Genomic DNA, 13,110 nt, shown 5'->3' on the forward strand with positions numbered 1-13,110 from the left:
CCTGTCCCCCTGTCCCTATTCCTTCACGGCTCCGGCGGTGGTGTTGGAGGCGAGTTGTTTTTGGAAGATCAGGTAGATGATGATGACGGGGATGATGGACATGATGAGTCCGGCGTACAGGGCGCCCCAGTCGGTTTTGTACTGCATGACGAGCATGAGGTTCGCGACGGATACAGGCAGGGTCTTCAGTTCCGGCGACTGAATCAGGATCAGGGCGAGTACATATTCATTCCAGATGCCGACGACGTTGAAGATGGCTGCCGAGATGAGCCCTGGTTTCGCGAGGGGCAGCATGACGGAGAAGAATGTCCGGTACGGTCCGGCCCCGTCCATGAGCGCCGCTTCTTCCAGCGATTTCGGCAGGCTCCTGAAAAACGCGAACAGGATGAAAATCGTAAAAGGCAGGGAATATGCCGTATACACGAGCAGCAATCCAAAATGATTGTCCAGCAGATTCAATTTTGTCATCAGCAGGAACAGCGGTACCATCGCCACGAATGTAGGGAACATCAAGCCGCTGATGAAAAAATAATAGACGAACTTCCTGCCCGTGAACACCTTTCTGGCCAGTATATACGCAGGCATCGCCGAAAATAAGACGATGAAGAAAACGGATAGAATCGTAAGATAAATACTATTGAGGAACCCGCGTCCCAGGCCTGCATCCTCCCAAGCATTCTGATAGTTTTCGACATGAGGAGGAACGGGAAGGGCGTAGGGATCGGTCAAAATACTGCCGGAAGTCTTCAATGAATTCATGACCACCCAAAGAGTCGGAAGGATGATGAGCGCCGTCCAGAACATAAGTATCAAGTGCTTCGGCCAATCCATCTTTTTTAACCGATCAATGTTCTTCATTGGCATCCCCTCCCATCGTTTTAATCGTGAAAATGCTGAATATGAAGGTCAGGATGAAAAATACCACCCCGATTGCAGAGGCATATCCGAAATTGAAATTGGAAAACGCCTGTTCATACATATACAGCGAAATCGGTTCAGTGGAACGGTCCGGACCGCCGGCGGTCATAAGCTGCGGTTCCTCGAACATCTTAAGGCTGTTCAAGATCAAGAATATGACGACCACTTTCACGACCGGACTCAGCATCGGGATGATGACCCGCATGCTTTTCTGAACACGTGAAGCTCCGTCTATATCTGCCGCCTCGAGTACTTCCTTCGGGATATTCGATATTCCCGCTATGAACAATAGGGTGTAAAATCCAATCGATGCCCATGTCTTCACCCATACTATCGCCCAGAAAGCGGTATCCGGATCACCCAGCCACTCATGCGCCAAGCTATCGAGCCCCACCGTCCGCAGTACGATATTAAACAGCCCGTTGATCGGATTGAAAATCGTCGCCCACAATAAAGCAATTGCCACCCCGGGCAGGACAAACGGCATGAAGATATTCGAACGATAGAAATTCGCCCATTTAGCACTTTTCGTCCCTGTGATCAAAAGAGCGAATAATAACGCCAGGAACAGGATGATCGGCACCTGGACGAGCGTATATTTAAAAGTGTTCACCAAAGAATTGATGAAATTTTCATCCGTCAGCAGCTTCTGATAGTTATCGAACCCGATCCATGTCTTTGCACCCGTCCCTCTCCACTGGAAAAAACTCGTCGTCAAACCGGAGAGAATCGGATAGATAACAAAGATCCCGTAAATCAGCATGGCCGGAAGCAAAAAGGACAGAATGAACACTCGATTTTGCATTTTTAAATTCATGACCACTTGTCTCTCTTTCTGTATAGATGAAGAGGACGGCCGCGAATAAACCATCACGGATCATTCGGGCAATCCTCCTATCTACTTTTATTTAGATCATTTTATTAACGGGTGAAACCTGTTTTTTAAAAAGCCTCAGCAGGGATCAACGTTCTTTACGAACTTCGCTATGAAATTTGCCCCTTAATTGCTTCCCCAATCAAACTTCACCTTATCGATACTGTCATCCTTGCGAACCTCACCGGCTTTTTCCTCTGCGTACTTCACGAATTCTTCCGGTGATACATCCCAATTCAGGAGTCCCTGGATTTTATTCACAAGATTATTGGCGAGCTCAGGATACGAATCATTGATGCTTGTAGGGAGATAGGTTTTGTTATTGGATTTGCTAATTACGTCAAGGGAACTTGAAAGCGGCTCTGAAGTAATTTTGTCTTCAGTCCCTTTCACCGTACTTGCAAGCCCGCGCTCCATCATTTTATAAACCGACTCTTTAGAAGACAGGTACTTCAGGAAGTCCACCGCCAGCTCCTTGTTTTTGGCTTTGCTCGGGATATAGAAGGCCCCGCCCCAGCCCGATGTGATCGGGGCTGCATTGTTTTCAAGATCGGACTGCCCTTCCCAGCCAGGCTGGTTCATTGCGCGGAGTTTGAAATCTTCAGGAATGACGTCCTGCATTTCCCCTTCCAGCCATGTACCCGCTGTCACAAAGAGAGCTTTTCTTTGAAAAAATTGAGTCTGGGCATCTGTATGGGAAAGCGATAGAGTCCCATCAAGCAGATAATCTTCAGGATTCAACTTCGCTGTTTCTTCCGCAGCTTTTAAGAAGGCCTCCGATTTCCATGACCCTTCCTTCAGGTTGAAAGCATCCTCCACTGCTTTCACTCCTCCTATTTTCTGGACCAGCGGCAGGTAGAATCCATAGAAATAGTACCCTGGATGCATACCTTGAAGCGCGAATAGGGAAATATCCTTCTTTGCTGCCTCGGCTTTCAGTTTCTCCAGATCGTCCCATGTCTTCGGCAGTTCCCATCCGTTATCATCAAAGAGTTTTTGATCATACCACCACAGATACCCGGCACCGAATACCGTCGGGATTCCGTATGTTTTTCCATCCTTCTGAAGCTTGAACTGCTCGGGGATGAAGCTGTCCCTCCAAGTGACATTTTCATCATCGTAGGATGGCTTTTCCAGCTGCTCGTCAAGCTCCATGATTTCGCCCTGGCTGATGAGCCCCTGGATATCCACCTTCGCCCCCGGGTTCATGATATCCGGTACATCACCTGAGATGAAGCGTGTCTGAAGCTGGGTATGGATATCCGGCGATGCCGTGACGTTAATCTTCACGCCAGGGTTCATCTCCTCATATTCCTTCGCACTCCTCTTCACCCAATCAGAACCGAATCCACCCTCAAACATCATCAAATTGATTTCGCCCCCGTCTTTACCGGAGTCGCTTCCACTCTCACCGCCGCCTGCAGAATTACTGCTGCAAGCCGCCAGCATCAAAACCAATACAAGAAATACAGACAACCTCTTCAACATAAACCCCTCCTAAGTGGGACGCGGGGACAGGTCCCGTGTCCCAATTTATTGGGACAGCGGACCTGTCCCCGCGTCCCTAATACATTTTGTCGAGTACTGCTTCTGCTGTTTTTTTGATGGAGCCGTATGTTGGCTCTCTGCGCTGCATTTCGATGGCTTTTGTCAAGATATCGAGAAGATGGAGCTGAGCGATCTTGGATGAGAATGCGCCTCCCTGCAGCGGTGACTCTTTCGAAGCCGCAAGCAGGATGACATCTGCGTACTTTGTGATCGGCGACCTGCCGTGGTTCGTAATACACATCACCTTCGCTCCGTTTTCCTTGGCGATCCGCATCGTATCCACCACGTCCTTCGTACTTCCCGAAGTCGAAATCCCGACGACGACATCCCCTTCCCTGGCCAGTGCCGCTTTCATGGCCATGACGTGGGAATCGGTCGAGCAGTTCACTAGAAACCCCATCCTCATGAACCGGTGCTCCGCATCCTGGGCAGTCAATCCCGAGGATCCGATTCCAAAGAAGCTGATCTGCCGGGCTTTCGACAGCAGGTCTATCGCCCGTTGAAGTCCGGCGCTCTGAAACAGTTCAAGCGTGTCAGCGAGAGTCTTCGTATTCTGCCGGGTGATTTTCGCTGCGACGACATCCAGTGAATCGGTGTCGGCAACCTCGCCTCCCGCCTTTTCCGCCGGCCCGACCCGGCTTTGTGCGACCGCCAGCTTAAAATCCTGATATCCCTTGTAATTCAGTTTCCTGCAGAACCGGAGCACGGTGGTCTCACCCACCCCCACTTTTTCAGCAAGGTCCGTCACCGTCAGATAAACGGCTTCTTCTGTTTGATTCATGACGTAGTCCGCCACCTTTTGTTCGGACTTGGTCATCGATTTATAATGGCTTGAGATCAAGACCATCGGACTGGATTTACTGGCTGTGATCATCGGCTTCACCTCCCCTGCATTTTCTGCGAGCCGAAGCTCTCTTTTATTTTTGCAGCAAATCGGCTGGTGATAGCTTCCGGCCGTGTGATTGCTGTACCTACCACTACAGCATGGGCTCCATAGTTGAAAGCTTCCGCCGCCTGTTCGGGTGTTTGAATCTTCCCTTCGGCTATGACGGTGAATTCTTCTGCCAGCTCGTTAACAAGGTCGAAATCGACTTCCGGTGACTGACGGCTGTATGGGGTATACCCCGACAGCGTCGTCGAGATGAAATCACAGCCGGCTTCCATCGCAGCTTTCCCTTCTGCTGCCGTTGAAATATCGCCCATGATCAGGCAGCCACTGCGGTTCCTTATATAATCCGTGAGTTCCTTCAGCGTAACTCCTCCGGGCCGCTCCCGCTGGGTGGCATCAAGGGCAATGACATCGACCCCTGTGGCGAGCAGCTCATCGACCTCTTTCACAGTCGGGGTGATATAAACGGAGCTGTCATCGTAATCCCGCTTGACGATCCCGATGACAGGCAGACCCACGGCTTTTTTAATGGCGATGATATCTTCCCTCCCGTTTGCCCTGATCGCAGCGGCACCGCCTTCCTTTGCTGCCGCGCTCATTCTTTCCATCATGTCCGCCCCGAACAATGGGTCACCGGGGTAAGCCTGGCACGAAACGATTAATTTGTGTTTGATATGGTCCAGGAATTCTTCTCTTTTCATACTGACTCCCTGCTTTTAGACTTGTAGATTTGTAGTGAATTCTTTTTTCTTTTTCTATAAAAATAACGGAGAAATCCTCCCTCAGCCGGCATACCAGATCATCCTCCTTTATGAAAAGAAGCAAGCCGCTCTTCCACGAGCCCCATATACAATCCGGACGTCACCTCGGCAACCGTCCACCCAGATTCGACCGCCCACGGCCCCCACCCGCTGTCGGCCGGCGAGCCGAATACTTCCTTCCGGGTGACATCATAGGCCCTTGCCCATGCTCCATTTATCAGTCTATTACCGCTTCTGATCTGGGCATTGGCAAAGAACCGGGCTGACTCTTCCCATAACTCCTTGAACGCTTCATCACCTGTGATCCACCAGGCCTGGATGAACGCCATCGGCAGCCAGTTATTCGAATACAGGAGGTCGATGACCGGATCGCCGTTTTTCGTGAGGAGGGAACTTTCCCCTTCCCCCATCGCATGGCGCATGCTTGCTTTATAACCGGTATCCCATTCCAGGAAGCCGCCTCCCTGGTGCATTCTTTCCATCAAGTCGTCCCTCACCCTGTATAACCAGGCTTTATGCTCTTCCTCTTTTGTCACCCAGTAAAGCCAGGAGAGCGGAAGGATCAAACGGCAGTATTCCTGTGTCTCGCTCTGTTCCCTGGTCGTATCCGGATACACATTCATAATCGTCGTCAATCCGGTGACCGCCGTAGTTTTGAATTCTTCGATATTTGTTAACTTGTAAGCCAGCAGCAGGGCGGCGTGGTAGTAAGCATTGTAATGGGCACTCGGGAGATCGCCGGGACTTTCTTTCAGTTCATTGATTTTTTCAGGTGTAAGGTCGAGATTGTCCGTCCGGAAGACCCGGGTCCCATCGGTGCCGGTCGTGGCTGTTAAAAATTTCAGCGCATTGATGCATTGAGCGAGGTGATCATCACTTTTTAGATACAGGCATTTCAGCAGCTGCGGGATGACGGCCCTTGCGACGTCATCCTGATAGCATACTCCCCACGCTTCATGCGTCCAGCGCATCATGCCGGATAGATGGTCCCCGGACTGGCATAAATAATTTTCGAAAATAAAATCGGTCAGGTTATCCGAGATTTGGAGACTTTCCCGATTGCCGTTGTGCATATAATCCAGCAAGTAGGATAACGAGATTTCACCGATGCAGTCAGCCCTTAGAGTCGTACTGATCCGCTGGGTCCCGTCTGGATGGATCTCGGTTCCGAGCCCTTCTATGGCTCCTCCTTTCCCATCTTTAACGAGTATAGAAGCGTTTTCGAACCAGCTCATCGCCTGCTGTGTGGTTTCCTTGATTTGATTTTCAAATGACGAATGCTGAGAAGATAATTGAGTTTCATAGGATGGTGGATAATCTTGAAGGGATACTGGTTTATCGACAAGCCACCCGGTGATGAATTCGATGACGTTCTTGATATCGGGCCATGGGGCGTAACGGGCTTTTTTGAAGTTTGATAACCTGAAAGAACAGATGAGCAGGTTTTCCGGGTCATCAAGCCAGAGGGCCCTGTCTGAGATAATGGAGACTGTCGATTTTGAAACTTCTATGAAGTCGTGGGTGTCGATTCTGCAGAATTGCAAGATGGGTGTGTTTTTCGTACATGAAATTTCGTGAGGTTTAATCCGCATCCCGCACTGGTCATCGAGGACTGTGCCTGTTTCGAGTGTTTGGATGTCTGTGGACGTGTATACCAGCCGTTCATACCGTGTGCTTTCAGGCTTGCTGAAGTATACGTTTCCGATGCTTGCCGTGTATTCGACAAAAACCTTTTTGCCTTTTTTGATTTGTGCTTCAAGTGGGTTTCTGTCCCTTGGGTCCAAAAGCAGCGGCAGGTCTTGTGTACCGCCAAGTATGGCGAAGGAGTCGAATTGATCCAGCTGTCCCCGTCTGAGATCGGTCGGTTTCAGGATGGTGGTGTCTGCTTCTGAGTTGAGGAGGACCAGTATAAGGTCGGTCTCTGGAACCGAAGTGATGATGGCAAGTTTGATTCTATTCATTTGTACCCCCTTGGAATCATTTTATGGAGAATTTTTTCTTTTATTCTTTTTGTTTTGGAGGAAATATCCTATATATTTATAGAATCATATTGGGGAATGGATGTAAATGGAAGTTGAATTAAAGACACAAATGAGACAGGGGAAATGAGACAGGGGAAATGAGACAGGGGGACAGGTTCCTTGTCCCATCCTGAGACAAGGAACCTGTCCCCCTGTACCTCTTTACATCAATCCTTCGGTGAGGATTTTGACGATGAGCGGGCCGAGTGAGACGATGAAGATGGCCGGGAAGATGAAGAAGACCATGGGGAAGAGCATTTTGACCGGGGCTTTCATGGCTTGTTCCCTTGCTGATTCCCTTCTTTGTTCCCGGAGCCTGATGGTGAGATTGCGGATGACTTTTGACATCCCAACCCCCAGGTAGTCTGCCTGGATCATGGTGGTCAGTGCCCTCTGAAGTCCATCGGAGGGAACGCGCATCCTGAGTTCATAGAAGGCTTCCCTCCTCGATTTTCCTCTTTTCATTTCGGTTAGCGCGATCATGAATTCATCTGAAAGCGGACTGTCTTTCTTATGGCAGACTGTCAGCAGCGCTGCATCCAGCCCTAAGCCGGCTTCAATCAGCAGATTGACAGTATCGAAGAAATCCGGCATTTCCCGATTGATTTCGGCGATTCTCCGCGTCCTTTTTTTACTGAGGAAAAATGTACAGTACTGAAAAGCAAGAAATGAAACAGCGGCTGAGAGCAGCAGCGTGACAGCAGGCTGGCCGGCCGCCGCTGCGATCAAAAAGAAAACGAGCGCACCGCTTCCGCCGCTGATCAACAGCTGAAGGAGCCGGAATTCCACCGCCGTCATTTTACCCGAATAGCCTGCATCGCGAAGAAGATGCTCAAGTTTCTTTTGCTTGCCCTTCGAAGTCCTTTTCCCCACCGTCTTCACCCCTCTCGCCCAAAGGCTGACGAAAGGTTTTCCGGACTTCTTTTGACTCAACGGGTCCATATCGGATGCACCTTTCTCCTTGAGGGGAAAAGTCCGCGAGATCCTCCCCTCAAGCAGCAGACTTTTACGATTGAGAGAGAATAGCAGTGCCGCTGACAGACAGGTAAATGAACAAATCGCTGGAATCAGAAATATTAGATTCAATTCTTACACCTCGATTCGAAGGATCTTTTGAATGGTGTACCAGCCGATCACGATGAATACAGCGGCCGTCACCAGCATGAAGATGCCCAAAGGCTGGGAGATCAGCGGATTGAAGTAATCCGGATCAATCACATAGAGATAAATCCCGAGCCCGATTGGAAGACAAGTAATGATGATGGACGACATCTTCCCCTGGGAGGTCAATGTATTCAATTCCCCGAGGATGCTCACCCTGCCCCGGATGGTGTCCTCCATCGTTTCAAGCAGTTCAGTCAGATTGCCTCCGCTTTTTCTCTGGGCAATGATCGCATCGAGGGCAACCTCGAGTTCTTTGCTCGGCAGTCTCTCCAGCATATCTTTAAATACCGTTTCCAATGGTACTCCCATGCCTGATTCACGAACCGCTTTTTCAAACTCGGGTCCGATCGGAGCAGGCATTTCTTTTCCAACCAGTTGCATGACCTGCATAAAACTGAAGCCGGCCCTCATTGAATTAGCCATCATCCCTAGCGTATCGATCAGCTGAGAGGGTAATGACTGCAATCTCTTTTTTCGTTTATTCTGCATAAAGACTTTAGGTAGCAAGTAGCCGACCGGCAGGCTTATGACGGTTAGGATCCAAGGGAACTGCAGCAGCATCAGCACGAATCCGGCCGCTCCCCCAACGATCAAGCGGATCGCCATGAATTCAGGGGGAGTAAGGGAACTCCCTGCCTGTACGAGCAGCATTTTTGTCTTATCGCCGAATTTTATGCCTTCCAGCGCCCGGGCCAATGCTGCAACCAATCTACCGCCTGCAGGTTTTTTACCAGTACCGGTCTCTTCCTTATTTTCTTCAATAAGGGGGGAAGAGGTCAGATACTTCTCTATCCTTTGACGATGACGCTTTTTTTTCATGACTGCCGAACCGATCAGGTAAAAGACGGTCGTAGTCAAGAGTAGCGTCGCAGCGGCCAGCGTGATCTGTTCCATCCTACCACTCCCCCCTGAACCAGGAAGGCGATACGGACAGTCCTTCTTCCTCCAGCTGGCTGATGAACTTCGGCCTGATTCCGGTGGAGAAGAATCTTCCCTGGCCGCTTCCGGTCTCTTTATACAAAAATAAATCCTGCAGGACGATGGTATCGCCTTCCATTCCCTGCACTTCTGTAATATGGGTGATCTTCCTTGATCCATCCTTCAATCTCACCTGCTGAACGATAAGATCCAGCGCATTCGCAATTTGTTCCCTGATCGCACGAACAGGCAGGTCATACCCCGCCATCATGACCATCGTTTCAATCCGGGACAGCATATCGCGAGGGGAGTTCGCGTGTCCGGTGCTCAAGCTGCCATCATGTCCTGTATTCATCGCCTGAAGCATGTCGAGTGCTTCCGCACCCCTGACCTCTCCGACGACGATGCGGTCGGGACGCATCCGGAGCGCGTTCCGGACCAGATCCCGGATCGTGATTTCCCCTTTTCCTTCAATGTTCTTCGGCCTCGCTTCAAGCGATACGATATGATCCTGGGACAGCTTCAGCTCGGCTGCATCCTCTATAGTCACGATTCGTTCATCTTGAGGGATAAAAGAAGACAGGATATTCAGAGAAGATGTCTTTCCTGACCCTGTACCCCCGCTGATAAAAATATTCATTCTCCCCATGACGCAAATCTTCAGGAATTCAGCCATATCGCTGTTCAAGCTGCCAAACTCGATTAAATCATCCACAGTAAACGGGGTCTCGGCAAACTTTCTGATCGTGACAGTCGGGCCAATCAAGGAAAGAGGGGGGATAATCGCATTGACACGGGATCCGTTCGGCAGGCGTGCATCCACCATCGGAGAGCTTTCATCCACCCTCCTTCCTATCGGAGAAACGATTTTTTCAATGACTCTCTGCACATGGGCGTCATCCCTGAACGTGACTGAACTCCGGATAAGCTTGCCGTCCTGCTCATAATACACCTGCTTCGGACCATTCACCATGATCTCCGAAATGGAATGATCCTCAAGGAGAGGGGTGATGGGACCATATCCAAGAAGTTCATCCTCCACGGATTCGATCAGCATCTGCTTTTCTTCAAAGGTCATGCGGCCGCCTTCTTCTTTGATAAACTCTTCACTTAACTCTTTAATGATCAGCTTTTCCTGTTCTTCACTATGTCCGGTTTGCTTTTTCAATTCTTCTATAATGAAGTGGTGGAGTCTCAAACCGGTCTCCCAAAACTCACTTGCTGCCTGTGCCCTGACTCTCCCCTTTTCAACCCGCTCCGCACTCGGGGATTCCTTTGTCACAACCTTATTGAATACGGCCATCTACACCCTCCCCTTCATCGGTACGAGGCTTCTCATTCTTTTAGACTTTTTTGAAGGCTCCTGCAGCTTTGCTTCCGCTGCTTCCACCGGCTTTTCTGCCAATGTGCGTGCAAGATTTAAAAAGCCTTTTCCAATCGGGGTTCTTGGCTGGGAAATCACCACGGGCGTCCCCAAGTCGATGGATTGTGATACCAATTGCCCCTGTTCAGGCAGGGAAGCAAAAATCGGAATATCCAGGACCCTTTCCATTTTATGCTGATCGATCTGTTTCCTGGCTGTCCGGGTTCGTATCACCTTTATCTTTTCATGCAGCTGAAAAGCCTCCAAGGCTTCAATGAAGAGCCGGCTCCTTTTAAGTACCGGGATTTCATCTGTCACAAGCAGGAGGCATTCGTCTGAACGCTCCAGACATTTCAAATGGATTTCCGACAGGTATGAAGGGGTATCGATGAGGAGTATATCAAACCTCATCCTCATTTCTTCAATCACTTTTTCTATATGGATCTCTGATATCATTTCAAAAAATTCAGGCCTTGAAGGCGCCGGCATTACCGACACACCGCTTTCATGGACAGCCAGATAGTTATCAATGGAATAACTGTGGCGCTCATATTCCTCTTTCACCCACTCATAAATCGTCCCGCCCGGTTTCTGATCAAGCTGTATGACGACGTCCCCAAACTGCAGATTCGCATCCAGCACGCCGACCTTTTTTCCCATCCTGGCAAAAGCCGCCGCCAGATTGACGACAGCAGCCGTCCTCCCGATCCCGCCTTTCGGACTGCAGACGGAGAGGACCCTGCAGTTTTTTGCCAGATGATAGCTGACCCCTTCTTCCCTAAGCTTTAAATATTTCACCGCTCTTTCAACTGCACCTTTTTTCTCTTCCAGATCCGAGGAGAACCGCAGGATATCAGATGCTCCGACATTCATGGCTTTTCGTGTATTTTCCATGTTATCCGGCACGATCAGGATGATATAAAGATAAGGAAAAAGAATGGACATCTCCTGACAGAGATCATATCCGTTTTGCAGCGTATTCGCCTTGATGAATAAAATGGAATGATCCGTGTCTTTGATCCGGTGAATCAGATCGTCCAAATGCGGGAATTGAAGAAGTTCATAGGAACGCTTCTGCAAAATCAGCTCGAGATCACCGGGCGCGGCATTCGTATCACAATAATAAAACCAATTGATCATTGTTCCTCACTCTCGCCTTCCTTAATGATTTCCCTTGTAAACGAAATGGCTTTATCCTCGACCGTCCCGTCGCCCTCTCCGCGCATCATGAAATAAAATCCGTCTTTATCCCTGGAAGCCAGGCTCAGTTCAACGCCTTGTTCCGGTGTCACTTCAACAGTGATGGTCTCATAGCGGAGAGCTTCATCTTCCCCGTCAGCCGATTTCCCTGAACCGAGCACTTTGACGTTTTGAAGGACGAGTTTTGCTGTCCGGAATTCTTTCTTTGTCTTTTCATCCTTTGCAGATTCATAAGCAATGATATCAATGTAAGAATTGGGCTCTACGTATCCTGAGACCCCTTGCTCCAAAGCGGTGACTTTTAACGACATAGCCCGTTTCCCTTCTTCCACCTCAAGCATTTTATTATTCATTTGGCGGCTTTCAATTCCTGGCTCTTTCTCTGCCTGCTTTTCATCCTCATTGTCCGCTGCTGCAGTAGTAGCCGCCGGAACAGGCGCTGAAGGCGGGAACACAACGACGTATGCAGCCAGGGCTGCAATGATTCCAAATAGTAAAGATAAGATCCATAATCGTTTCGTTTTCATAACATCCTCCCGCAGCATTTATTCAACCAATTTCACACCATAAAGTCCGTAATCGGGGGCTCCTTCATCCCCTTCCCCCGCGCCGATGGTCTTGATGAATTTTCCGATGACGCGTTTTGGTTCCCGGACATCCTCAAGCCAATAGGCAGCCAGACCGACAGCATTCAAGGTATCCCTTCCATTCGCACCGTCCCACGTGTCGATCACAACAATATAGATCACCCTGGAACATTTCCCGTCTGCCGTATCGGGGATTTGGCAATGGGGCTTCCCTGCATCTTGATCGATCAACGTTTGAAATGCGCTTTTTACCGGTCCCCATTTCTGCCCCGGCTCAGTGACCACAGTCTCAAGGCCGCCAACGGAAACTTCCACGCCGTTGATGATATTGTCTGCAAGATTCGCAGCCCCTCTTCCATCAAAAGCCAAATAACCGCAGTTCCCGCGATGACTGCCTGTCTTGTCGCATTTCAGTTCGGTATTATGAGGGAGCGAGTCCTTTTCGACTGCGATCGGGGTGATATGGAATCCTTTTTTAAGCGGCGCGGCAACAGCTTTAGCCGAGGCCTCTACCACTGTACTGTCAAATCCGAAGAACTTGGCAAATGTCAGCGGGACACTCACCTGCTGAGTGGCTTTGATAGACCGGCTGGTCGTCGCAATCGATCCCCCTTCCAATGTCTGTCCGTTTTTCAGGGCGAGATCCTTTGCCACTGTCACCGCAACTGCCTCCCCTTTGCTGGCAACCACCTGAACGCCTCCCAATACGGAAGCATCCAGCGCTTTCTGCAGGGAACTTTTTGCCGAATAAATCTTGCCGCCATCCAGGGCCAGACCGGTGAAACCCAGTAATACCACCAGGAAGAGCGCCGTCGTGACAGCGATATTACCTGTTTCATTTTTTAGTAAAAATATCATTCTCTTCAT

Annotated in this window: 12 protein-coding genes; all 12 read right to left on the bottom strand. The window is 49.7% G+C overall.

All coding sequences use genetic code 11. The features are described from left to right. Positions 1-15 precede the first annotated feature (15 nt). The 12 genes from BHE18_RS17725 to BHE18_RS17780 all read right to left on the bottom strand — a co-directional run bounded on the left by BHE18_RS17725 (position 16) and on the right by BHE18_RS17780 (position 13,110). Complete coding sequence (locus BHE18_RS17725) at positions 16-858, bottom strand: carbohydrate ABC transporter permease (protein WP_171910743.1); 843 nt, start codon at positions 856-858, stop codon at positions 16-18. Next, on the bottom strand, positions 845-1,735 hold the full coding sequence (locus tag BHE18_RS17730) for a carbohydrate ABC transporter permease (RefSeq protein WP_071619955.1): 891 nt from the start codon (positions 1,733-1,735) through the stop codon (positions 845-847). Before BHE18_RS17730 ends, BHE18_RS17725 begins: the two co-directional genes overlap by 14 nt. Before the next feature lie 183 nt (positions 1,736-1,918). Further along, the gene (locus BHE18_RS17735; RefSeq protein ID WP_071619841.1) at positions 1,919-3,280 is read right to left on the bottom strand and encodes an extracellular solute-binding protein; all 1,362 of its coding nucleotides are present in this window, start codon (positions 3,278-3,280) and stop codon (positions 1,919-1,921) included. 76 nt (positions 3,281-3,356) lie between these two features. Further along, positions 3,357-4,214, bottom strand: a complete 858-nt coding sequence (locus tag BHE18_RS17740) for a MurR/RpiR family transcriptional regulator (RefSeq protein WP_071619842.1) — start codon at positions 4,212-4,214, stop codon at positions 3,357-3,359. Between the two features lie 5 nt (positions 4,215-4,219). Next, on the bottom strand, positions 4,220-4,930 hold the full coding sequence (locus BHE18_RS17745; RefSeq protein WP_071619843.1) for an N-acetylmannosamine-6-phosphate 2-epimerase: 711 nt from the start codon (positions 4,928-4,930) through the stop codon (positions 4,220-4,222). A 98-nt stretch (positions 4,931-5,028) separates the two neighbouring features. Next, complete coding sequence (locus tag BHE18_RS17750; RefSeq protein WP_071619844.1) at positions 5,029-6,951, bottom strand: hypothetical protein; 1,923 nt, start codon at positions 6,949-6,951, stop codon at positions 5,029-5,031. 222 nt (positions 6,952-7,173) lie between these two features. Beyond that, positions 7,174-8,097, bottom strand: a complete 924-nt coding sequence (locus BHE18_RS17755) for a type II secretion system F family protein (protein ID WP_141771925.1) — start codon at positions 8,095-8,097, stop codon at positions 7,174-7,176. Between the two features lie 3 nt (positions 8,098-8,100). Then, complete coding sequence (locus BHE18_RS17760; protein ID WP_071619846.1) at positions 8,101-9,069, bottom strand: type II secretion system F family protein; 969 nt, start codon at positions 9,067-9,069, stop codon at positions 8,101-8,103. A 1-nt stretch (position 9,070) separates the two neighbouring features. Beyond that, entirely contained in the window at positions 9,071-10,396 is a 1,326-nt protein-coding gene (locus BHE18_RS23335) for a CpaF family protein (protein ID WP_071619847.1), read from the bottom strand. Further along, positions 10,397-11,596 (bottom strand): AAA family ATPase, encoded by a 1,200-nt coding sequence (locus BHE18_RS17770; protein WP_071619848.1) that lies wholly within the window; start codon positions 11,594-11,596, stop codon positions 10,397-10,399. It lies immediately after the preceding gene. Beyond that, the gene (cpaB, locus tag BHE18_RS17775) at positions 11,593-12,183 is read right to left on the bottom strand and encodes a Flp pilus assembly protein CpaB (protein ID WP_071619849.1); all 591 of its coding nucleotides are present in this window, start codon (positions 12,181-12,183) and stop codon (positions 11,593-11,595) included. Before cpaB ends, BHE18_RS17770 begins: the two co-directional genes overlap by 4 nt. A gap of 18 nt (positions 12,184-12,201) precedes the next feature. Next, positions 12,202-13,110: a Tad domain-containing protein gene (locus BHE18_RS17780; protein WP_071619850.1), complete on the bottom strand. Its 909-nt coding sequence runs from the start codon at positions 13,108-13,110 to the stop codon at positions 12,202-12,204.

This window comes from Rossellomorea aquimaris, assembly GCF_001877785.1.
Classification (GTDB): Bacteria; Bacillota; Bacilli; order Bacillales; family Bacillaceae_B; genus Rossellomorea; species Rossellomorea aquimaris_A.

Excerpts from the sequence above, each read along its gene's own strand:
- BHE18_RS17740 (WP_071619842.1), bottom strand. The coding sequence starts at position 4,214 with ATGATCACAGCCAGTAAATCCAGTCCGATGGTCTTGATCTCAAGCCAT.
- BHE18_RS17735 (WP_071619841.1), bottom strand. The coding sequence starts at position 3,280 with ATGTTGAAGAGGTTGTCTGTATTTCTTGTATTGGTTTTGATGCTGGCG.
- cpaB (WP_071619849.1), bottom strand. The coding sequence starts at position 12,183 with ATGAAAACGAAACGATTATGGATCTTATCTTTACTATTTGGAATCATT.
- BHE18_RS17725 (WP_171910743.1), bottom strand. The coding sequence starts at position 858 with ATGAAGAACATTGATCGGTTAAAAAAGATGGATTGGCCGAAGCACTTG.
- BHE18_RS17750 (WP_071619844.1), bottom strand. The coding sequence starts at position 6,951 with ATGAATAGAATCAAACTTGCCATCATCACTTCGGTTCCAGAGACCGAC.
- BHE18_RS17730 (WP_071619955.1), bottom strand. The coding sequence starts at position 1,735 with ATGAATTTAAAAATGCAAAATCGAGTGTTCATTCTGTCCTTTTTGCTT.
- BHE18_RS17760 (WP_071619846.1), bottom strand. The coding sequence starts at position 9,069 with ATGGAACAGATCACGCTGGCCGCTGCGACGCTACTCTTGACTACGACC.
- BHE18_RS17780 (WP_071619850.1), bottom strand. The coding sequence starts at position 13,110 with ATGAAGAGAATGATATTTTTACTAAAAAATGAAACAGGTAATATCGCT.
- BHE18_RS17770 (WP_071619848.1), bottom strand. The coding sequence starts at position 11,596 with ATGATCAATTGGTTTTATTATTGTGATACGAATGCCGCGCCCGGTGAT.
- BHE18_RS17745 (WP_071619843.1), bottom strand. The coding sequence starts at position 4,930 with ATGAAAAGAGAAGAATTCCTGGACCATATCAAACACAAATTAATCGTT.
- BHE18_RS23335 (WP_071619847.1), bottom strand. The coding sequence starts at position 10,396 with ATGGCCGTATTCAATAAGGTTGTGACAAAGGAATCCCCGAGTGCGGAG.